Genomic DNA, 21,027 nt, shown 5'->3' with positions numbered 1-21,027 from the left:
TTTTTAGAGACCACTAATGATTGGATCAAATCCATCTGCCAAAGGATCGCATTCGCTAAAATTTTGTTCTATAACTGGATTATTTGTGAATAAACAAAATGTTCCAGATTTTAAAAAAGTCTGTTCGTTCTCCACTACAATTTTATATTTATACGTTCCATCTTGATAGGGTGTTATTCCGTTTGGTTGTTCTGATGGAAAAAAGTTTGGATACTCACCATAGTTTGAGCTTTCAAAAAGCACTTCATCATTACTATTATAAATAGTTACCGTATGATTCGCGTAAAGATTAATGTTATGTATTTTAAAGGTATCTCTAACGCCATCATTATTAGGCGTAAATAAATTAACAACTACTATCTCTCCTTGTGTTTGATCTAAATTATTAACGTTGTCACCAAAAACAGGATCTGGAGAACAACAACCTTCAAAAGCATCTTGATCTTCTTGGTTGTTATCATCATTGCCACAAGAAATAAACAGAACAAGACACATTATAATACCTAATATTTTTTTCATTCTTATATTTTTTCAGAATCATGAGATGCTTCTACTCTACCTTCGTAATTGCTTCGGAAGATAAATGCGCTCCGCATGACATTTAATTTTATCTTTTTTAATTATGAGATTCCTGCCTTCGCAGGAATTTGTTTAATCTTCTGGAACAACCGATGCATTTGTTTTTGCTTGTTCTGCTTTTATCTTACTTAATTCGGTTTGTGCTTCTGCAACAACATCTTCAAAGGCTGCAAAATTTTGTATCACACTTTCTAAAATATAGGTTGCTTGAAAGGCATCTTTTAAAGCGTAATAATTTTTCGCCATCACCACTAGACCTTTTGCGCTATAATATTTATATCCAGAATAGTCTTTTGCTAAACGTTGGATGGTGGTATTGGATGCTTCGTAACTTCCTGCTTTATTTTTAAAATATCCGTTATAGAATAAGGCTTCTGCAGCCGTTTCTCCTGTTGCTGTTAATTCCACTTGTGCATAGGCCGTTTTTGCTCTGTCTTCGTTTCCTGTTTTTATAGCAGAACGCGCAATAATCACATGTGCATCACTTTTAATTTTATTATCTAAGCTACTTTTTAATAGTACTTTTTCCGCGTAAGCGACGGCCTCATTATATTTTTCTAACTCGTAATTTGCTTTCATTAAATTAGATTGTGCAAAGATCACATTCTGCGGAAAGTTTGCTTCCGTTTCTAATCTAGTTAACACAGGAATGGCGTCTGTCCAATTTTTACTTTCTGTATAAATTTGTGCCAAACGCATCAAAGATTCTTCGGTAAATTCACTTTGCGAAGCTTCGGTAACATATTTAAAATGTGGTGCAGCGGTTTCCTTTAAATCTTTTTTGAAATACAATTGTGCGACATAGAAATGCGCTTGTAAAGCATGTAATCCGTTTGGAAATTCTTGCAAGTAACCATTAAACTGCTTGATTGCTTTATCGGTTTCATTATCTAAATACTTCTTTTCGGCAGCTTCATAGGTGGTATTATCTAAATCGGCATTAGTAACCTCGATATAATCTAAGGTTTTCACCCAAGAAGCATATTCGTCTACTTTTCCTAAATCGATATAAATTAAACGTGCTGTAGCAACTGCTTGATTTGCTTCTGGAGTTCCAGGGAAATCTGCAGCAACCTTTTTAAATTTGGTTAAAGCGGATTGATTTTCACTTCCATTATAATACACTAATCCTTGTCGGAGTAATGCTTTTGGCACAAATGCACTACGAGCATATTCACTATTTAAACGATCATAAGCTTGCATTGCTTTGTCCGTGTTTCCTGCTTTTACATAGGAATTACCAAGCTCATAAATTGCATCATCGCGTAATTTAGAAGCTTCATACGTATTTATAAACCTTTCTAATTGGGCAATCTTTTGGGAAGCATTTCCGGCATAACCAATACTTAATGCCTTTTGAAAAAATGCGTAATCGGCTTCGATTTTTCCTATTTTAATGGCTTCCTCATAAGCTTGAATGGCTTCGTTATACTGACTAGAAACAAAATAACCATCTGCCAAACGAAGATATGCATCATTCAATCTTACTTTGTCTTCTTTTCTTTTACTTATAAATTGATTGAAATATTGTGTTGCTTGTGTATAATTTTTCTGTTTAAAATAGGTGTATGCAATATTGTAATCTAAGTTGGTAATCTCTGGCGTTTTGGTTGATGAAGTTTGTTGTTCAAATTGTTTAAAACCAACTAAAGCATCATCAAAATTAGAAAGATTATAATCCGTTTCTGCTTTCCAGAAAGTTGCTCTTGCAGTATATTTAGCGTCTTGTGGTTCTTTTAAAGACGTATTAAAAAGCTTTAAAGCTTCCTGATATTTGCTTTCATTGTAAAATTCGATTCCTCTATAAAAAGTCACCTTTTGGTATGCTACTTTATTTTCAAAACTCTTTTTACCTTCTAATAATTTTAAAGCTTCCTTGTAGTTTTTAGAAGTGATATACGAATCGATTAGCAAGGTTTCGATTTCGCTTTTGTAGGCTGTTTCTGGATATGTATCTAAATAAGTAGATAACACTTGCGGAACAGATTGGTACGGATTTCCTATTTCGTAACTAATCTTCGCATAATTTAACCATGCATCCTCTTGAATTTTTAAGTCGTAATCCATTTCTGAAGCATTACGAAACGCGTTTAAAGCTTCTTGTTTTTTGTCTAGATTCACATAGCTTTCCCCTAAATGATAGTATGCATTTTGTGCTACGCTATTATTTCCTCCAACAATTTTATTGAACTCGTTGATGGCTTTCTGATACTCTTTTTGTTTGTAGTATGCATAGCCAAGCTGGTAATAATCGGTGTTATTCCACTTACCACGATTTCCTTCATATTTAGATAAAAAAGGAATAGCCTCTGCATATTTCTCTAAGTTAAAATAGCTTTCACCAATGATTTTGTTGAGTTGCGAAACTTCGGTTTCATCACTATTAGGAACTTGTTCTTTTGCTAGTTTTATAGCTTCTTCAAACTTCCCTAGTTTAAAATGTAAATCGGCTTGATAGTAAGAAAGCTTCTCTTTGTATTTCTCTTCTTCGCCAACTTGATCAAAATACTCATTTGCCTTATCATAATCATCACTTTGATATGCCATAAAACCAATATAATACTTGGCTTGCGATCCATATTCTTGTGAGTTTTCTACACGACTCAAATATTCTTTTGCTGTTTTAAAATCTTGCGTTACAAAAGCAACATACCCATTATTAAAGTTGAATCTTTCTTTTTCTGCTCTTGCTAATCCGCTTTCATCTACTTTATCATACCATTTTTTAGCGTGTGCATATTTTTCATTAATATAATAATAATCTGCAACATCTACATAAGCGGTATTTCGTTTGGTACTTGTAGGATAATCTGCAACAAAGTTCTCGATTAGTTGATCTGCATTTTGTTGGTTTAATCGCACGGCACAATTCGCTATATAAAAAGCACAATCACTTTCTAAAACATCTGCTTTTGCCGTTCTCTTTATTTGACTAAATAAAGATTGTGCTGCTAAATATTGTTGGTTATTATATAAGCTTAACGCTTTTTGATAGGCTACAAGATCACTGGTGTAAGTTGCAGATTGTTGCGCAAAGATTGGGAAACTACAAGCGATAGCTAATAGAAGTATGTAAAGGTTTTTTCTAGTCATGGACTATGTTTTTTATTAAAGAATCAAAGATAAATCAATATGTAAGTGATAACGAAATAATTTTGTTATAATTATAAACGACTTATTAAAAATTGGTAGATGAATACCGTGTTGAAATAAAAAAAGAGGTTGCATGTATCTTATTCCATTAATTATGAAGTATAAAGTAGGTTTTGGATTTTAGTTTTTAGAATTTGTCTTTTGGATTTGCGTTTTTTAGTAATACATTTACAACTCTTAAAAACCCATTTATTTTATGTCGAATCTTGTTTTACAATTAAAAGATGTTTCTATTTTTCAAGGAAACAACTTAGTGCTTTCTGATGTTAATGTAGAAGTTAACAAAGGAGACTTTGTTTATTTAATAGGAAAAACGGGTTCTGGAAAAAGTAGTTTCATGAAAACGCTTTATGGCGATTTGGCTTTAACTCAAGGTGAAGGACATATTGTAGATTATGATTTGCGTAAATTAAAGGAAAAAGATATTCCGTTTTTAAGACGAAAGCTTGGTGTTGTTTTTCAGGATTTTAAATTACTGACAGATAGAACGATTAACGACAATTTATTGTTTGTTTTAAAAGCTACAGGCTGGAAAGACAAGGATAAAATGAAAACTAGAATTGATGAAGTTCTAGATAAGGTTGCTATGAAAACTAAAGGTTTTAAGTTTCCGCATGAACTTTCTGGTGGTGAACAACAACGTGTTGCTATTGCTAGAGCCTTATTGAATGATCCTGAATTAATCCTAGCAGATGAGCCAACAGGAAATCTAGATCCGCAAACCAGTATTGAGGTTATGGAAGTTTTACAAGAAATTAATAAAAATGGAAATACTATTTTAATGGCTACGCATGATTATGCTTTGTTATTAAAATACCCAAGTAAAACTTTAAAGTGTGATGAAAATCAGATTTTTGAAGTGGTACAACGTAAGAGTTAAAATAGCCAATTAAAGAAACGTTTCAAGCCGCTTTCCTTTTTATCGTTACTTTCAATATCTTCATTTTTATCTTTTGAATTAGTGGATGCTGTTTTTTCAACCGCATTAAATTCGATAATAAATACTCCGAAATTATTTAATGTTTTATTTTCTGAAGGATTAACTGCTTGCATTGGCACGGTTATCTTAGCATCTTCCGTTAATGTTCCAGTTTTTAAAACACGGTCTAAATTCTCCACATCTGTAATTGAATACTTGCTTCCTTTTTCGATGTTGTATTCCGAGAAATCGACAACCACATCCTGCGCATCTTTATTAAAAAGCACCACTCGGTAACTATTGGCTTTGTATTCGCTTTTTGTGATATCTAAAACGTTGGCTAAGTTAAATGCTCCAATGTGCTTTTTTTGGCTGTTTGTATCTATATTAAACTTGGTTTTCCAATCGTTAAAGGAATAGTTGGTTTTATGAATTCGGAAACCTGCCGTGTTTTTTGAATAATATGTATTATTAGAAAACTTCCAATTTTCATTTTTAGCTAGATCAAAAACGGAGTTTGTAAAATTCATATACCCCGTATAAACAATGTTATTTGTAAAGGTTAGTGTTTTTGCATACAGTATTCTCAATGCGTTATTTCTTCCTAAAATAAGATTATTATCCACCACCACATTTTCTACTGGTGCTTTATGATAAAACCCTATGGTTAAAGATGGTGCATCGCCATTTACTTCATTTTTTAAATAGTTTGTGTTATGATATAAAATATTATTGGTAACCTTAATATTCTTTGCAATGTTTATAGCATTTCTATCGTCTGAAGCGACAATAATATTATCTACGGTAAATTTGTTTGCAGGCAAACCACTATTGAATACGACATTATTATCTAGGGTTATATTTTTAACGTATTCGAAATCGGCATCTCTTCCTGCAGACCAAACTTCAATACCTTTATAGTAATTATTAAAAATGACATTGTTTTTAATAATTCGTTGTTCTTCACTTTTATTTTGGACGTAAAATCCTTCTCCTGCTCCTCTTCCTTTTTCATTAATCACACCGTTATTGAAAACAAAACATTCAGTAATTAAGGTTCCTCCAGTGCTTTTCCAAGAACCAAAACCTAATCCAGGATTATTATATATTTTAAGGTTTATGAACTTGCAATTTCTTCCTTCTAAATGATAAACTCCTGCAATTCCCTTAAATTTCTTAATTCTAAAATCTCTATTAAAATCACCCAACCAAGTAACTTCAAAATCCTTATAAATTACTTGTCCGCCACGAATGCCTAGCGTCTGCCCGTTGGTAGAAGCAACATTTCCATTTAAAATCACTCGATCGTTTGGATATGCACTTACTGTTATATATTTATTTGGGATGGTGCTATTCAGCGTACTATTGTATCTACCATTATAAATACCTTCATGCAACCAAATAGTATCCTCACCTTTAACTGTTTTATTAGATTGGGTTAATGCGGTTTGCAAATCCCAAGGATTTTGCAACGAACCGTTTCCTGTAGATTTTCCTGGTGTTGTTTCATGGTTTTCTGGAAACACATGAAACTCTTGCTGTGCAACGCTTAGCGTTACAAATAAAGCAGACAAAATAGTAAGACAGATTTTCTTCATAGTAACAAAATTACAATTACTATACCAATAGCAAACAGATTACATTATTTTTGTTAGTTTTGAACAAATCTAACAAGCATTCATGCTCTCCATATTAATTCCCACATACAATTATAACATTAGCGCTCTTGTGGCGGAAGTGTATGCCCAAATAAAGGAGCTAGATGTGGCTTTTGAAATATTGTGTTATGATGATGGCTCCAAAGATGAAAGCATTATTGCTGCCAATAAAGAGATAAACAGTCTAGAGAACACAAAATATCATATCCTAGAAAAAAACATTGGCAGAAGTGCTATTAGAAACCTTTTAGCAAAAGATGCAAAATTTGAATGGTTGCTTTTTTTGGATGCCGATGTACTCCCAAAAGAAAAAGATTTTATTGCTACTTATTTAAAGTCCATAACCAATACATCACAAGTTATTTATGGCGGAATTTTGTATAGCGAAAAGAAACCGGACAAGAACCATTTACTACGTTGGGCTTACGGAAGAAAACGTGAAGCACTACCTACATTACAAAGAAACAAAAATGTTTACTTAAGCTTTTTAACGCTTAACTTTTTAATTAAAAAAGAAGTATTTAACGTTGTCTCTTTTGATGAAGACATACCTAATTTAAGACATGAAGACACCTTGTTTTCATATCATTTAAAATTAAAACAGATTAAAATAGAACATATTGAAAATCCAACATACCATTTAGGGTTAGAGGAAAGTAGCTTGTTTTTAAAAAAATCTATCGAATCTGTGGATGCTTTACATCTATTTTTAAAACAAAACTTAATACCTAAAGACTATACGCTAATAACTAAAGTGTTTTTTAAACTTAAAAAAGTAAAGCTTCATTATATGTTTGCCTTTATTTATAAAGTTTTTAAAGGTTCTTTTGATAAAAACTTACTTTCAAAAAAACCTTCTCTCTACCTATTTGATTTATACAGATTAAGCTACCTTTGTTATTTACACACGTAATTAATGCCATTTTTTTCCATAATAATTCCATTATACAACAAAGAACATTTTATTGTTAACACAATACAGAGTGCTCTTGACCAAACATTTCAAGATTTTGAAATCCTTATCGTTAATGATGGTTCTACAGATGGCAGTCTACAAAGTTTAAGCGTACTTAAGGATTCTAGGATCCAAGTGCATACTATAAAAAACCAAGGTGTTTCTCATGCCAGAAACTACGGAATTGAAAAAGCAAATGCAGATTATATTGCTTTTTTAGATGCGGATGATTTATGGCTAAATAACCATTTAGCACAGCTAAAAAAACTCACCGAAGATTTTCCTAATTGCGGTTTGTATGCAAACGCGTATGTAAAGAAAATAGGCGAAATTACATTAGAATCTGATTATATAGATATTCCGAAAGCTTGGAATGGCATTGTTAAAGACTATTTTAAATCTAGTATATTTAGTTGTATTGCTTGGACATCTGCAGTAATGGTTCCCAAAAAAATATTAGAAGATTGTAATGGATTTGATGAAAAAATCACATTTGGAGCTGGCGAAGACACCGACTTATGGATAAAAATCGCCATACAACACCAAGTCGCTTTTAATAGTAATATTACTGCTATTTACAACTTACATGCAGAAAACAGAATCTCTAACTCTAATACGAACTTAAGAAATTTTCTAGATTTAGAGGCCTATGAAGAAGAAGCAAAAAGCAATCCTTCATTAAAAAAATATATAGATTTAAATAGGTTTTCTATTGCTTTACAATATAAACTTGTGGGTAATAAAAAGCAGATGGATTTTTACTTAAAACATTTAGATAAAAGTAATTTAAATGCAAAACAGCGTTTTTTACTTAGTTGTAATAAAAGTGTTTTAGTATTCTTAATGAAAACACAAAATGTACTAAGACAGTTTCATGTTAATTTAAGTCCGTTTAAATAACTCGTAGTCTTTATAGTCTCTTATGTAGTCGCTTTCATCGTATTCTTTAGAAGCTAAAACCAAGCATACAGAACCAGAAGAAAAATTATCTATTTCACGCCAGATCCCAGGGACAATTAACAAGCCTTTATTGGGTTTATTTAATGTTATTTTTCTTTCGTTTTCACCATCTTTTAAATGCACTTCAAAACTACCACTTAAAGGAATTAGAAACTGATATAAGTTTTTATGCGCATGACCACCACGATAAGAATCGCTTGGTACATCATATAAATAATATACTCTTTTAACGGCAAATGGTATGCAATCTTTTTCAACAACAGCTAGCTTACCTCGAGTATCACTTACTGTTGGTACTTCCAAAATTTTAACGTCGTTTACGCTAGTTTTCATTTAAATTTTCAATTAGTTTATTCCAGTCTTTACTTATATTTTCTACAGAAAACTTTTCTACACTTTGCTTTGCATTTGCTTTACAATGTTGATAAAGTGCTTTGTCAAATATAAAACTATTCATTGCATCTGCTAAGGCATTTACGTCATAATTTTCTACTAACAATCCATTTTTCCCGTTTTCTATTACTTCTTTTGGTCCCGAGGTACAGTTAACAGCGATCACAGGAGTTGCTAATGCTAACGATTCTGGAATTACCATAGGAAAACCTTCGTGTCTACTTGTAAGCATGGTGAATAAAGCATTTTTCACATACGGATACGGATTTGTAGTAAACCCCTTGAATACCACATCGTTTTCGAGCTGTAATTCTTTGGTGTAATTTACAATCTTATCATAATCTTCGCCATTCCCTAATATTAATAATTTAATATGTTGTTCTGGCAGTTTGGATGCTTTATATGCTTGTAATAATAAGGTGATATTTTTATGGTGATCGTCTATTCTTCCGTAAAAAATAATATAGTTGTTATTTTCTATTTCAAATGTATTAGCTTCGGAAGCCTTTTGCTCTATCTCTTTAAAGTTAAACGCATTATAAACGGTATGCATTTTTTTAATTTGAAATTCTTCTTTAAATTTCTGACTAATTTCTTCTGAAACAGCAGTAAATGTTTCCTTTTTATACAACCAATTATTCAGCCATTTATAAGGTGTAAACGTTTTTTCTTGCACGTAATTATGAAGCACATAAATTACAGGAATATTGTTGTACAAATATTTAGTAAAGATACATTCTCTATACGCCAACACACGATATCTGTTATCAATAACAACATCGAAGTTTTCTTTTTTAAGGTATTTCTTAAATTTTCTGAATCTTTTGATTTTTCCTAAAAAAGTATCGTTTTTATCTTTAAATTCCCCTAAGTTAAAAAGCGTACCAGAATATGCGTATTCTACTTGCGATAACATTGTTACAACATGAATATCATAACCTAAATTATGCAAAATATGCGTAAGGGTTGCCGAAGATTTTTCTGCTCCTCCTTTTGCAAGTGAAGAAGTAACTACGCAAATCTTTTTTTTATTGTTATTTTGCAATGGATAATTTATTAGAAACCAAATATAGTAAATGAAAATCTTATTATTAGGAGAATATAACTCTTCACACTATACTTTAAAAGAAGGATTGCAAAAACTTGGCCATGAAGTATTGGTTGTAGGACATGGCGATGGATTTAAAAAAAGAAAAGTAGATGTATCTTATTCTTTAAAATACACCACCGGTTTTTCTAGTAAAGTAAAAATAGCCATATATAAGTTATTTGGTTTTGACATTACTTCGTTAAGTGTTAAAAAGCAATTTAATGGTTTTAAAGAACAACTAACTGGCTTTGATATTGTACAACTAATTAACGAAACCCCTTTTAACACCATACCTAAAGTAGAAAAGGAACTGTTGGATTTTATTTTTAAAAACAATAAAAATGTTTTTTTACTTTCTTGTGGTACAGACTATGTTAGCATAAAATATGCACACGATAAAAAGTTTAGATACTCCATACTCACGCCCTATTTTAATAACAAAAGCACGAAAAAAGATTTCTGGCATGCTTTAATGTACTTAACTACTCCTTATGTAAAGCTGCATGAATATGTCTATAAAAATATAAAAGGGGTTATTGCTAGCGACTTGGATTACCACATCCCTTTAATAGGAAATGAAAAATATTTAGGAATGGCTCCTAACCCTATTAATCTAGAAAAATTGGAATATATAGATTTAGAGGTATCTGGTAAGATTGTTATTTTTCATGGTATTAATTCTTTTAATTATTACAAAAAAGGGAACGACATTTTTGAAGAAGCTTTAGTTCTTTTAAATAAAAAACATGCGGATAAAATAGAAATTATTACTGTAAAAAGCTTACCGTACAAGGAGTATATTAAGGCTTTTGATACCGCACATATTTTATTAGATCAGGTATTTGCTTACGACCAAGGTTTTAATGCATTAGAAGCTATGGCAAAAGGAAAAGTGGTTTTCACAGGAGCCGAACAAGAATGGCTAGATTATTTTAATATTGAAGAAGATACTATTGCGATTAACGCTTTACCGGATGCCGAAAAAATTGCTGAAAAACTGGAGTGGCTAATCTTAAATCCGACAAAAATTAAAGAAATATCTAGAAACGCTAGAGTTTTTATAGAAAAAGAACATCATTATGTAGATGCTGCAAAAATATATTTAGAAAAATGGCAATCTAAAATTTAATCTAAAATTCTAGGGAAACGCAACTCTAAAGATACTCTAGTAATATCTTCATTATTATTTACGGCAGCACCATGGATTAAGAAAGGGGTGAAAATTAAAGCTTCCCCTTGCTTTGGGTTTGGCCTTATCATTTTAATACTTCCGGTTTTGGTTTCTAAAATACATGGCACATAATATATATTACCATTTATCTCTGCTCCTTTGCTTTCGGTTCTTAAAATTTCGTTTTCCGGAATTAAATGACTTCCAGGAAGAACGGGTAACGACGCCTTTTCATTACAACCAACAATTGGTATCCAAACATTAATAATGTCTTCCCAATAGCTTAAATACCCATCTCTGTGTGGCGGATTGATATCTAACGAGTTTGGTCTACTTATTCTAATCTGTATATGTGATTTTTGCAATTCTTCTACCCAAGAGGTTAGCTTATACCCTAAAATATCACCAAAACGCTCTGCCAAGGCATCTATATTAAAATCGAAATCTTTGTTTTCTAAATTTCTAGTAATATCAATAACTTGATTATGTAATTCATTGGTATTAACAACCTCATGGTATTTTTCAAGCGTAAACGTTTCTTCGTTAAAAGAAATATTATTCGCTTTTATGGCATCTATAATATTTTGGGTTAAGGACTTCTTTAATCTTTCAAATTCATCATTTATAAAAGCATTAACCACTTTATAGCCTTCAGCTTCCCAAGACATTTTGGATAAAACACTATCGTCTTTATTGTATAGCAATTCTTCTTTTCCCCAGAAAAAATCACCTTTCACTTTAAAAGCATAAGGTATATTATCTAAATAAATATGACAGGTTTTTGTATTCATGATTTAAACGTCTAAGTCTTTTTCGTCTTCTTCAATTTCATCTGGAATCACACCAAAAAGTGAAGAACTAAAGATTAATAAAATGATAATATAATAAATTGCATAATTAACAAAGTGTGCAATTGCTGCTCCCTTTACACCATATAAATCTATAAAATAAATACTAGCTAGATACATTAAAAGCACAGAAAAAGCTTCGGTTATGATATAGTGCCAAAACATATTCTTAGCTAAGAATTGATAGGAAATTACAACCGATAATACTTTGACAAAATCACCTAATAGCTGCCAGAAAAACAAGTCTTCGACGGGTTTAAATTCGTCAGTAAAAACAACTGCTATTATAAAAGATCGAAGCACATAAATAACAACCAAACCTAAAGCAAATATTGGAACGATGGTTTTATAGAAGCCAAAAATTTCTTTTCTAAATTCTTTAACGTTATCAATTTCAGACAAACGCGGTAAGATGTATAATGTTAATAAGGAGCTTACAAACATTAAATAATATTTAGATATTCGTGTCATTGCTTCCCAAAAACCTGCTGCTTGTAAACTAACGTTATCTATGATGTAATTTCTAACAACAACAGAGATTATTGGCAAAATGATGGCCGAAAACAGTGCCATAATAGAATAAGAACTTAATTTTTTTATAGAAGAAAGTCTAACGTTTTTAACCTTGACTAATGGGATTAGACTTCGCTGATTTAAAACACCAACTAAGGTTATTAAAAAGATTAAAGATTCTGCAATTACAATTGCTATTAATGCGCCATCTATTCTATTCAACCAAATTAAAAGAACGGTTACAACGGTCCCGAGAACTTGACCTATTATATTAATAATCAGTATTATTTTATACTTAGAAAAGCCATTTAAAATGGAAAAAGCGAACATGTTTAAGGTATAAAAAGGCAATGCAATTGCAAATATTTTTATAACATAAGCATAGTCACTATATCCCGGAAACAGAGAATCATTAATGTAATCTGCATTAAAGTAACACAAAAAAGAAACCAGAAAAGTAGAAACAAAACCTATGTAGAACACGGTAGATAAAGTTTTACTTAACTCTAAAGCATTCTCTTTAAATTCTGCTACATATTTTACAACACCATTGTAAAGACCTAGAATTGAAATGGATTGTGCAGATCGTAAAAAATCACGCAAATTCCCTATTAAAGCCATTCCTTCTGCACCTATAAAATATGCAATAGCTTTAGAGGTTAAAAAACCTGTAATTATCTTCGTTAAAACTGCTGCCGAATTTAACGAAGCAACTTTAAATAGAACATTAGAGTTTATATAATTTAATAAGCGTTTCAAATATTTAAGTATGTTCTTTTATTGTATTTAGATCTTTATGATTCTAAATACAGATAAAACAGTTTCAATTAATATGCGTTTATAGTTTGAATAATTTGGGTAATTTCTTTTTCTGTTAAAACAGGACTTATTGGTAAACTTACAATGTTTTTATGAATAAGTTCTGTTACTGGTAATTTTAAAGAAGCAAAATCCTTTAATGCCTCTTGCTTATGTGGAGCAACAGGATAATGTATTAGTGTTTCTATTTCATTTTGCATTAAAAAGTTTGTAAAATGAGTTCTATCTTCTACTAAAACAACAAAAAGATGAAACACATGATTTTTAGAATTATCATAAAATGGAAGTGTTATTTTCTCGTTTTTAATTTCTGAAATAAAACGCTTTGCTATTTCTCGTCGTTTTTCATTATCTGCATCTAACTTTGGAAGCTTTATGTTTAAAAAAGTGGCTTGTATTTCGTCTAACCGATTATTAAAACCAATAGAGTCATGCACGTATTTTTTGGTAGACCCATAGTTTCTCAGTTTTCTTATTACTGCAGCTAAGGCATCATTATTTGTAGTAATAGCTCCTCCATCACCTAATGCGCCAAGATTTTTGGCAGGATAAAAGCTAAATGCAGCTACGTCACTAAGATTTCCTGCTTTTTTATTGTTTTTATATACTGCTCCGTGTGCTTGTGCTGCATCTTCAACAACCAATAAACCGTGTATTTTTGCGAGTGTATTTATACTTTGCATATCTGCTATTTGTCCGTATAAATGCACCGCAAGAATCGCTTTGGTATTTGGTGTTATTTGTTTTTCTATTTCAGAAAGGGAAAGGTTATACGTTTCCAAATCTGGCTCAACAAAAACAGGTTTTAAACCAGAATGCATAACCGCTAAAAAACTTGCTATAAAGGTGTTTGCAGGCACAAGTACTTCATCATTATCTTGTAACAAACCAAGTTCTTTATAGGCTTTAAAAATTAAAATTAAAGCATCTAAACCATTACTTGTTCCAATACCATGTTTGGTACCACAATAGCTTGCAAAATTGGTTTCAAAAGTAGCAACTTGCTTTCCTAAAATATAATAACCAGAATCTAAAAACTGTTTAAATTGTTCTTGAAACGGAATATCAAAACGTGCATTAATCTTATGTAAGTCTAGAAACTTAATCATTGTTAATTAATTTATAAGCTGCATTATAATCTTCATCTATACATTGGTAAAAAATCACTTCTCCGTTTTCCTTTAGTGGAATATAAGAATTATTTGCTTCTTTAGATTTCAGTAAGGTAGTATCTTCTGCTAATACAGAAAAAATATTTCTAAATAAATTCACATTGGATTTAAATTCTAAAGTACTAGCATCTATATTATTTGGCCATTTAATACTTAGCATGCTATTAAATGCGGAAACTATTTCTTCTTCATTAAGCTTTTTATTTAAGACCTCTAAAACATAGTTTAGACCAACAAAACCTCCATGATCTGCAACTATAATTATCATTGGATTTTTGTCGTACCTATTAATATTATCAATTAAATTTTTAAGCCAAATATTTGTATCCTGCAACCTTTCTAAATACGCAACTCGCTCTCCATCTATACCTAAAGTACTAGATTTACGGTATGCTATGTGACTAGGAATAGTGCTTTCTATAAAGAAAAAATTATTGGAACTTGTATCCATTTCCTTCAAAACGCCTTCAAAATCATTAACAATATCAATTCCTGGAATGTAACCAGAATCGTACTTTAAAATTTTGTTTTCTGGCACATTGCAATAATCGAATTGTAAAGGCACTCTATCAATTAAAAAATGAGAATTATCTGTTAACAAGTAAGAACTGTAGTTATTATTCTTTAAAATATTTAAAACATTATTCTGTTTTCCACTAATAACTTGATTTGCATGGAAGGTTTTTAAATTTCCTTTAAACGTATTAGAATAATAATGATGTTTCATTGCAAACATAGAAGCATTAGAGGTTAGCGTAGAATAATAATTACTTCTAAATCCTTTATAATTAACAAATCCATCTGCTTCTAACCAATTATTAAACGCTGCATTATTAAAATTATAGGGAGGCTTACTTATCGCCTCTATGTTTGCGTAACCATCTGGCTGAATCACATAAATATTTGGCGTATGTACTAGTTTTACAGCTTTTATGTCATCTGTTAAAGCAACCCAATCGTTTTTGTAATTACTAGCAAAAATCACTTTTGGTACTAAAGTAAATACACTCATAAATGCGAGTAAAAATTGTAAAACAATAATTTTATTTAAATACTTATATAGCACTAAACTAGCTAGTCCTGAAATTAAAAGGATTAAAAAAACCGGTTTCTTTTCGAAATGAAAAATAACAACACTTAATAATCCAAAAAAGGTCATTAGATTGATTGCTGTTAAAAGATACTTTTTTGATTTTACAAATAGTTTAAACCTTAAAAAGAATAAAGAAACTATTACGAGCACTAACGGTAGGACAAAGCAGACACCTAACATAAATAAATGCTGTGTACTAGCCCCTACTAAATCTAAATTATTACTATAATAATGCAGTAAAGGATATAATCCAGATGCTACTACTGTTGTAATAACACTTTTAAAACTATAACTTTTTAAAAACGAATTCATATAAAAACTGCATCTAGTTTATTTATATTATTTAAATCTATTTCGTAAAAATCTTGCGTAATTGTTCTTGCTCCAAAACCTTCTTTCCAGTATTGAAGTCCTTGGTTTATATTTTTACTTTGGTTTTCATTAGAAATTCCGAAATCAAAATACGACTTATCTTTAAAAACCTCATGAATTAAATGAAGGTGTAAGAAGTCTAAACTTCCAATGATATTTTTATCTGCATTACCCGAAATATATTGCGAATGTGCCACTTGCTTGGTTTCAAAAATAGTTGTCCCTGCTACAAGAACATTGTCTTGATACACATTAAATTGTCTAATATTTTTTGGAAACTTACTTTTTAAACTTATAATTTCTTGTAAAGAATGTACTGGCTGTGCTTCATGTTTTGCATTCAAATTTGGAATAAGAATGGTATTCCAAAAGGCATCAAATGCTTCAACTTCTTTAACCACCAAGTTTTGTTTTAAAGCCCTTTTATTTCCAGCAATTCGGTCTTTAGATAGCTTTGGCTTGTGTTTTAGGTTTAAAACCGCAAGGGTGTCTCTTTTAATTAAATCGGCCTTTAATATAAATGACAAATACTGCATTTCATCATTAGGAATAGGGCTATAAATAGCAGGCAACTGTTTTAATTGAAGCGTTTCAAATCCGTGTTCTTTATAGTAATTCAAAACAACCTTTAAACATTCTGCAACATCTTTTAGTTTAAGTTTATCTGAGACTACTAAACCTCCGTACGTTAATCCTTGATGTGAATAGACTTTTTTATCTACAGCATTTGCGGGTAAAACTGCAATTAATTTTTCATCCTTATAAATCATTAATGAGCAATCCTCAAATCTATCTTGATGATACTCCATAAAATCTCTATCAAACAAGAAAGTAGCATTTTTAGCTTTGGCTATAAAATCATTCCAAAGTGCTTTATTTTCCGATTTATATTTTTGGGCTTTTATATTAATAGGTCTTGTTTTTTAATTACGGTTGAAAATACTAATTATATTAATAAGTACTACTTAAACTTATTAAAAACAACTTCTCCTTTTTCATTTATAAGCTCATAAACACCAAAAGGTGCTCCTTTTTCCATTACGGAGTAACTTTTATCTTCTTGAAGATTTTCTAAATATTTTTCGTCTTCAGATAAATAGGCGAATAAAATTCTAAACAGGTTTACATTTGTTTGTAATTTGTTAGAAAAATCAGGTTCTTGTTCTGGCCATCTTATCGCTAATGCTGAAGTAAAAATACTCTTTACTAAATGGTCTTCCGTTAGTTTCTCTTTAGATTGCAAAGAATATTCTAAACCTACAAAACCGCCATGATCTGCCACAACAACGATTAAACTATTACTATCCACTTTCGCGATATAATCAATAGTATCTTTAAGCCAGTTGTTTGCATTTTTTAGGTTTTCTATATATTCTAATCTTTCCTTTTCTATTCCAGAAGAACCGCTTTTAAATGTGGAAACATGTCCCGGACTAATTTTTTCAATGAAATAAAAATTGTTACTATTCTTATTTTCTGGGACCACTTCTTTTAACTCCTTTAAAAGGTCCCTCCTTTTTCTTTTTGAATTTGCCATATAAGCAACTTCCTCCAAACCAATATTACTATAGTCATATCCAATTTCAGGTTTATTGACTAATAAATAAGGCGTTTCAATTAATAAAAAAGTCTTATAGCTATTCTTTTTAAAAATAGAAACTACAGGATTATCACCAACAATAATATTTCTAGCGTTATAGAGTTCGTTCAATCCTGGTTTAGGAGTATTATAATAATGATGCTTCATGGCGAACATGGAGCTGTTGGAACTTAATGTAGAAATATAATTACTTCTGTAGTTTTCATATAGCTTAAAATCCTTTTCCTCTAAAAAAGATTCAAAATCACTATTATCAAAATTATAATTTTCTTCTTTTAATTCTGAAAAATTCGCGTATCCATCAGCCTGTATTATATAAACATTCGGCTTCTTTTTAAAAACAACACCTTCAATATTGTCTGCTTGTTCCATCCAATCACTTGAATAGGTAATATGTCTAATTAAATCTGGCACTAACTTCGCAAAAACTAATCCTGAAAGGATGAATTGCAAAATGATGATTTTTTTAAAGTGATCTTTTAAAAAGACTGCAAGTATGAAAGCGCAAACGAACACAATAGCTAGTATTTTATAATTAAAACCATAGGTACTAATAACTATTAAAAATACAAAAAGACACAAATTTAAAACTGGAATTAAATACTTTGTATACTTATGGACAGACGGTATTTTTATGAAAACCTTATAAAGTAAGTAAAATGAAATTATTGGAATTAGTAAATAGAAGCATAAAAAGAAAAAGAACTGACTCCATGAATTTATTAAAGTAAAATTCTTGTCGTAATAATACAATAACGGGTATAATCCTGCAGCAATAGCGGCAATTACCGGAAATTGTTTACTACTGCCTAAAAAATCTAAAACCTTGTTTCTTATAGCACTAATCATTTTATCGGGAGGTTAATTCACTAATTTATTAAAAACAACTTCTCCTTTTTCATTTATTAGTTCATAAACTGCAAAAGGGGCACCTTTTTTTATTACCATATAGCTTTTATCTTCTTGTAAGTCTTCTAAATACGACTCATCTTCTGCTAAATGGGCAAATAATATTCTAAATAAATTAACTGGCGTTTTAAATTTAGAGTCAAATTTAGGTGCCTCACTTGGCCACCTAATCGCCAACATACTAGTGAATATAGATTTTATAATTTTTGAATCGTCTTGTTTTGTTCTAGCCTCATAAGTAGAATTTAGACCTACAAAGCCTCCATGATCTGCACTAATAACTATAAGTGCATTTTTATCATTAGTATCAATAGTTCTGATTATGTTTTTAAGCCAAACATTGGTTTCCTGTAAACGATTTAAATATATTTCCCTTTCTTCTTTAGAATCTGTACCATATTCTGAAGTACTAACGTGGCTAGGAGATATTTTTTCAATAAAATAAAAGTTAGAAGTATCCTTATTATTTTTATATGCCGTTTCTAAATCTGCAATTATATCATATTGTTTTTCAAATCCTCTAGAAAAATAAGATAAATTAGAATAATCTATATTGCAATAATCATAAGCTAATTTCGGTCTATTTACTAATAGATAAGAAAATTCTAATAATAGATTTGTCTTATAATTGTTCTTTTTTAATATAGATAATACTGGATTTTCACCAACAATAATATCTCTTGAATTATATAATTCTGTTTGACTTTTATTTGGAGAATTATAATAATGATGCTTCATCGAAAAAAAAGAACTATTAGAACTTAAAGTAGAAAAATAATTACTTCTATAGTTATAATATTTCTTAAAATCATTATCGCTTAAATATGCATTAAACGCACTATTATCAAAATTATAATGTCCTTTATCTAGTTCTGAAAAATTAGCATATCCATCTACTTGAATGACATAAATATTGGGCGTGTTTTTAAAGACTACTTCTTCTATTGCATCTGGTTGTTGTGTCCATTTACTAGAGTAGGAAACAAATCCACTAATCTTACTTATCAATGAAGGAATGACAATAATTCCTAAAATTAATTGAATAACTACAATTTTCTTAAAGTGTTTATAGGTCAATAAAGCTAAAAAACCGGCTATAAAAACAAACAGTAAACCTAGTTTTTTTTTGCTTATTCCATTAGTATTTACATATAGCAATAAGGTAAAAAAAGTAAAGTTTAAAACAGGAATTAAATACTTTCTTTTTGTTTTTAGTACATCATATTTTTTAAACAAAAAATGCAAAGAAGCAAAAAGCACTATGGGAAATAACAAATAGAATAAACAATAAAAGTAAAATTGCGACCAAGAATTTACTAAAGTGAAATTTTTCTCAAAATTAAAAACTAAAGGGTAAAAACCTGCCGCTATTGCCGCGACAATTGGTGTTTCTTTATTACTTCCTAAAAATGAAATGAATTTTTTCCGTAAATTACTTAACATGTTTTGGCTTTAGTAAAAACATTACCCGTTCACTATTTGCAATAGGTTTCTTTTCTATAACCTCAAAATAAGTTGTGTAAGCTGCTTCAAAGTTTTCTAAAGAATACCAATCAAAATGGTCTTTAAAATCTACCTTACTATTTAACAAACGTTGTACCCAAGAATCGTTTCTTTTTGGAAACTCGATAACCAAGTGCTTAGAAAACGAAGCAAAAAATTGCGCAGACATTTCAAAAGTTACATTACCAGATAAAGACATGTGATGAATTACTGCCAAAGCTAATGTAACATCTGGAGCAAAATCTTTCATTCTATTAATAAAAGAATCTCGTTCTTTATTTTGAAAACCTATAGCTGCAGAAGGATTTAAAACGTCTAAAACAAAAGGAGTAATAAAGGTTTCTTTATTTTCTCTAATGGTTTTATAATTAAAATCTACTGCATTATTATCAATATCACAAACCAAGGCTTGCTTTAAATCTGTATTTATTTTTCTAACAAAAGTACCATCATTTCCACCAACATCAATTAGCGTTTTTGCTTGTACATTTTCTATCCACATATCAATTATTGCAGATTTTTCTACAAAAGCATCTGTACTATAATTGGTTTTATCGTAGTAATTACCCCATTCGCTATGCTCTTTTAAAGACAGTTTTTTAATATAATCATACAAACTTTGTATGATGTTTAATTGTCCTTTTTTAGATAATGCAGTAGCTTTAGATTCGCCTTTATAATCTTCGTTATGCTTGTCTTCAAACTTTGCTAATAAGTGAATATTAGAGTATAAAAACGGATTCATTTTTGTTTTAAACGGAAGCATAGAAGCTAACATCTTAATAGGAATTCCATCTATAAAATTGCTCATCAACTTTAAAGATTGTGCGCCGTGATAATGAGCCAAAACTAATGGTCCTAAAAAATGGGTAATAAATTGTTTGTATGCTCGCCAAGGTGTATTCTCTTGATAAAAATCGAAAGAAAGCGTATCTATAAATATAGCTTTCCCCTCATGAAAGGCCACATTAAATGCTGTTGCATCTTTAAGTGAAAATCCTTTTTCTAAGCTGTATTTCTGAAGCTTTAACGTTAATAACGCAGCTTCTTTATACATGTTAAAACTCCACTCGTAAGGATAGGTTATAAATGGAATATTATCTGGTTGTATAACAATCTTATCTTCGGTTTTTGTTATTTCGCTATGCGGAACTAATAGTTTGTTTTTAAATAAACTATCAAAAAAACCAGAGGATGTTAAGGCGTTGTATTGTTTAAAATATATAGGAAATATTGCTCGCTTAATAACTCCTTCTTCCGTAAAAATATAACCAGAAGGATCTCTAAACGAAGAAGCGTGCTTGCTGTTATCTATCACGA

General features: G+C 30.4%; 17 protein-coding genes. 4 read left to right on the top strand and 13 right to left on the bottom strand.

What is annotated here, in order from left to right:
* Window positions 1–3: 3 nt before the first annotated feature.
* Both AMD28_RS05050 and AMD28_RS05045 read right to left on the bottom strand, forming a co-directional pair.
* The gene (locus AMD28_RS05050; protein WP_055443074.1) at window positions 4–519 is read right to left on the bottom strand and encodes a T9SS type B sorting domain-containing protein; all 516 of its coding nucleotides are present in this window, start codon (window positions 517–519) and stop codon (window positions 4–6) included.
* A gap of 132 nt (window positions 520–651) precedes the next feature.
* Entirely contained in the window at window positions 652–3,672 is a 3,021-nt protein-coding gene (locus AMD28_RS05045) for a tetratricopeptide repeat protein (RefSeq protein ID WP_055443073.1), read from the bottom strand.
* Window positions 3,673–3,928: 256 nt separating this feature from the next.
* Between AMD28_RS05045 and AMD28_RS05040 the strand changes: the two genes are divergently transcribed.
* Complete coding sequence (locus AMD28_RS05040; RefSeq protein WP_055443072.1) at window positions 3,929–4,612, top strand: cell division ATP-binding protein FtsE; 684 nt, start codon at window positions 3,929–3,931, stop codon at window positions 4,610–4,612.
* On the opposite strand, the gene AMD28_RS05035 is transcribed toward AMD28_RS05040, so the two are convergent.
* The gene (locus AMD28_RS05035; RefSeq protein WP_152975550.1) at window positions 4,609–6,249 is read right to left on the bottom strand and encodes a right-handed parallel beta-helix repeat-containing protein; all 1,641 of its coding nucleotides are present in this window, start codon (window positions 6,247–6,249) and stop codon (window positions 4,609–4,611) included. The genes AMD28_RS05040 and AMD28_RS05035 overlap by 4 nt on opposite strands.
* An 82-nt stretch (window positions 6,250–6,331) precedes the next feature.
* Here AMD28_RS05035 and AMD28_RS05030 point away from each other — a divergent pair, with 82 nt between their 5' ends.
* Together AMD28_RS05030 and AMD28_RS05025 are read left to right on the top strand one after the other, a co-directional pair.
* Window positions 6,332–7,222: a glycosyltransferase family 2 protein gene (locus tag AMD28_RS05030; protein ID WP_055443070.1), complete on the top strand. Its 891-nt coding sequence runs from the start codon at window positions 6,332–6,334 to the stop codon at window positions 7,220–7,222.
* 3 nt (window positions 7,223–7,225) lie between these two features.
* On the top strand, window positions 7,226–8,164 hold the full coding sequence (locus AMD28_RS05025) for a glycosyltransferase family 2 protein (RefSeq protein WP_055443069.1): 939 nt from the start codon (window positions 7,226–7,228) through the stop codon (window positions 8,162–8,164).
* Here AMD28_RS05025 and AMD28_RS05020 read toward each other — a convergent pair.
* Together AMD28_RS05020 and AMD28_RS05015 are read right to left on the bottom strand one after the other, a co-directional pair.
* Complete coding sequence (locus AMD28_RS05020) at window positions 8,147–8,557, bottom strand: sugar 3,4-ketoisomerase (RefSeq protein ID WP_055443068.1); 411 nt, start codon at window positions 8,555–8,557, stop codon at window positions 8,147–8,149. The genes AMD28_RS05025 and AMD28_RS05020 overlap by 18 nt on opposite strands.
* Entirely contained in the window at window positions 8,547–9,662 is a 1,116-nt protein-coding gene (locus AMD28_RS05015) for a glycosyltransferase (protein WP_055443067.1), read from the bottom strand. Before AMD28_RS05015 ends, AMD28_RS05020 begins: the two co-directional genes overlap by 11 nt.
* 31 nt (window positions 9,663–9,693) lie before the next feature.
* Here AMD28_RS05015 and AMD28_RS05010 point away from each other — a divergent pair, with 31 nt between their 5' ends.
* The gene (locus AMD28_RS05010) at window positions 9,694–10,836 is read left to right on the top strand and encodes a glycosyltransferase (protein ID WP_055443066.1); all 1,143 of its coding nucleotides are present in this window, start codon (window positions 9,694–9,696) and stop codon (window positions 10,834–10,836) included.
* Here the strand turns inward: AMD28_RS05010 and AMD28_RS05005 are convergent.
* The 8 genes from AMD28_RS05005 to AMD28_RS04970 all read right to left on the bottom strand — a co-directional run bounded on the left by AMD28_RS05005 (window position 10,833) and on the right by AMD28_RS04970 (window position 21,025).
* Window positions 10,833–11,669 (bottom strand): phytanoyl-CoA dioxygenase family protein, encoded by an 837-nt coding sequence (locus AMD28_RS05005; RefSeq protein ID WP_055443065.1) that lies wholly within the window; start codon window positions 11,667–11,669, stop codon window positions 10,833–10,835. The two genes, AMD28_RS05010 and AMD28_RS05005, sit on opposite strands and share 4 nt — an antisense overlap.
* A 3-nt stretch (window positions 11,670–11,672) precedes the next feature.
* Complete coding sequence (locus tag AMD28_RS05000; protein ID WP_055443064.1) at window positions 11,673–12,998, bottom strand: O-antigen translocase; 1,326 nt, start codon at window positions 12,996–12,998, stop codon at window positions 11,673–11,675.
* 68 nt (window positions 12,999–13,066) lie between these two features.
* A complete protein-coding gene (locus AMD28_RS04995) occupies window positions 13,067–14,167 on the bottom strand; it encodes a DegT/DnrJ/EryC1/StrS family aminotransferase (RefSeq protein WP_055443063.1) in 1,101 nt (366 codons plus the stop codon).
* On the bottom strand, window positions 14,160–15,635 hold the full coding sequence (locus AMD28_RS04990) for an alkaline phosphatase family protein (protein WP_055443062.1): 1,476 nt from the start codon (window positions 15,633–15,635) through the stop codon (window positions 14,160–14,162). Before AMD28_RS04990 ends, AMD28_RS04995 begins: the two co-directional genes overlap by 8 nt.
* Window positions 15,632–16,522 carry a GNAT family N-acetyltransferase gene (locus AMD28_RS04985; RefSeq protein WP_241492444.1) on the bottom strand — a complete coding sequence of 297 codons (891 nt, stop codon included), beginning with the start codon at window positions 16,520–16,522 and terminating at the stop codon, window positions 15,632–15,634. The genes AMD28_RS04990 and AMD28_RS04985 overlap by 4 nt, the downstream gene beginning before the upstream one ends.
* 134 nt (window positions 16,523–16,656) lie before the next feature.
* The gene (locus tag AMD28_RS04980) at window positions 16,657–18,144 is read right to left on the bottom strand and encodes an alkaline phosphatase family protein (protein ID WP_055443060.1); all 1,488 of its coding nucleotides are present in this window, start codon (window positions 18,142–18,144) and stop codon (window positions 16,657–16,659) included.
* Window positions 18,145–18,156: 12 nt separating this feature from the next.
* Entirely contained in the window at window positions 18,157–19,647 is a 1,491-nt protein-coding gene (locus AMD28_RS04975) for an alkaline phosphatase family protein (protein ID WP_055443059.1), read from the bottom strand.
* Window positions 19,637–21,025 (bottom strand): hypothetical protein, encoded by a 1,389-nt coding sequence (locus AMD28_RS04970; protein WP_055443058.1) that lies wholly within the window; start codon window positions 21,023–21,025, stop codon window positions 19,637–19,639. The genes AMD28_RS04975 and AMD28_RS04970 overlap by 11 nt, the downstream gene beginning before the upstream one ends.
* Between the last annotated feature and the right edge of the window lie 2 nt (window positions 21,026–21,027).

This window comes from Lacinutrix himadriensis, assembly GCF_001418105.1.
Taxonomy (GTDB): domain Bacteria; phylum Bacteroidota; class Bacteroidia; order Flavobacteriales; family Flavobacteriaceae; genus Oceanihabitans; species Oceanihabitans himadriense.
This window is presented reverse-complemented; position numbering and strand designations above follow the sequence as displayed.

Bases quoted from the DNA above. Each gene is read 5' to 3' on its own strand.
- AMD28_RS05050 (WP_055443074.1), bottom strand. From the start codon at position 519: ATGAAAAAAATATTAGGTATTATAATGTGTCTTGTTCTGTTTATTTCT.
- AMD28_RS05045 (WP_055443073.1), bottom strand. From the start codon at position 3,672: ATGACTAGAAAAAACCTTTACATACTTCTATTAGCTATCGCTTGTAGT.
- AMD28_RS05040 (WP_055443072.1), top strand. From the start codon at position 3,929: ATGTCGAATCTTGTTTTACAATTAAAAGATGTTTCTATTTTTCAAGGA.
- AMD28_RS05035 (WP_152975550.1), bottom strand. From the start codon at position 6,249: ATGAAGAAAATCTGTCTTACTATTTTGTCTGCTTTATTTGTAACGCTA.
- AMD28_RS05030 (WP_055443070.1), top strand. From the start codon at position 6,332: ATGCTCTCCATATTAATTCCCACATACAATTATAACATTAGCGCTCTT.
- AMD28_RS05025 (WP_055443069.1), top strand. From the start codon at position 7,226: ATGCCATTTTTTTCCATAATAATTCCATTATACAACAAAGAACATTTT.
- AMD28_RS05020 (WP_055443068.1), bottom strand. From the start codon at position 8,557: ATGAAAACTAGCGTAAACGACGTTAAAATTTTGGAAGTACCAACAGTA.
- AMD28_RS05010 (WP_055443066.1), top strand. From the start codon at position 9,694: ATGAAAATCTTATTATTAGGAGAATATAACTCTTCACACTATACTTTA.
- AMD28_RS05005 (WP_055443065.1), bottom strand. From the start codon at position 11,669: ATGAATACAAAAACCTGTCATATTTATTTAGATAATATACCTTATGCT.
- AMD28_RS04995 (WP_055443063.1), bottom strand. From the start codon at position 14,167: ATGATTAAGTTTCTAGACTTACATAAGATTAATGCACGTTTTGATATT.
- AMD28_RS04990 (WP_055443062.1), bottom strand. From the start codon at position 15,635: ATGAATTCGTTTTTAAAAAGTTATAGTTTTAAAAGTGTTATTACAACA.
- AMD28_RS04980 (WP_055443060.1), bottom strand. From the start codon at position 18,144: ATGATTAGTGCTATAAGAAACAAGGTTTTAGATTTTTTAGGCAGTAGT.
- AMD28_RS04975 (WP_055443059.1), bottom strand. From the start codon at position 19,647: ATGTTAAGTAATTTACGGAAAAAATTCATTTCATTTTTAGGAAGTAAT.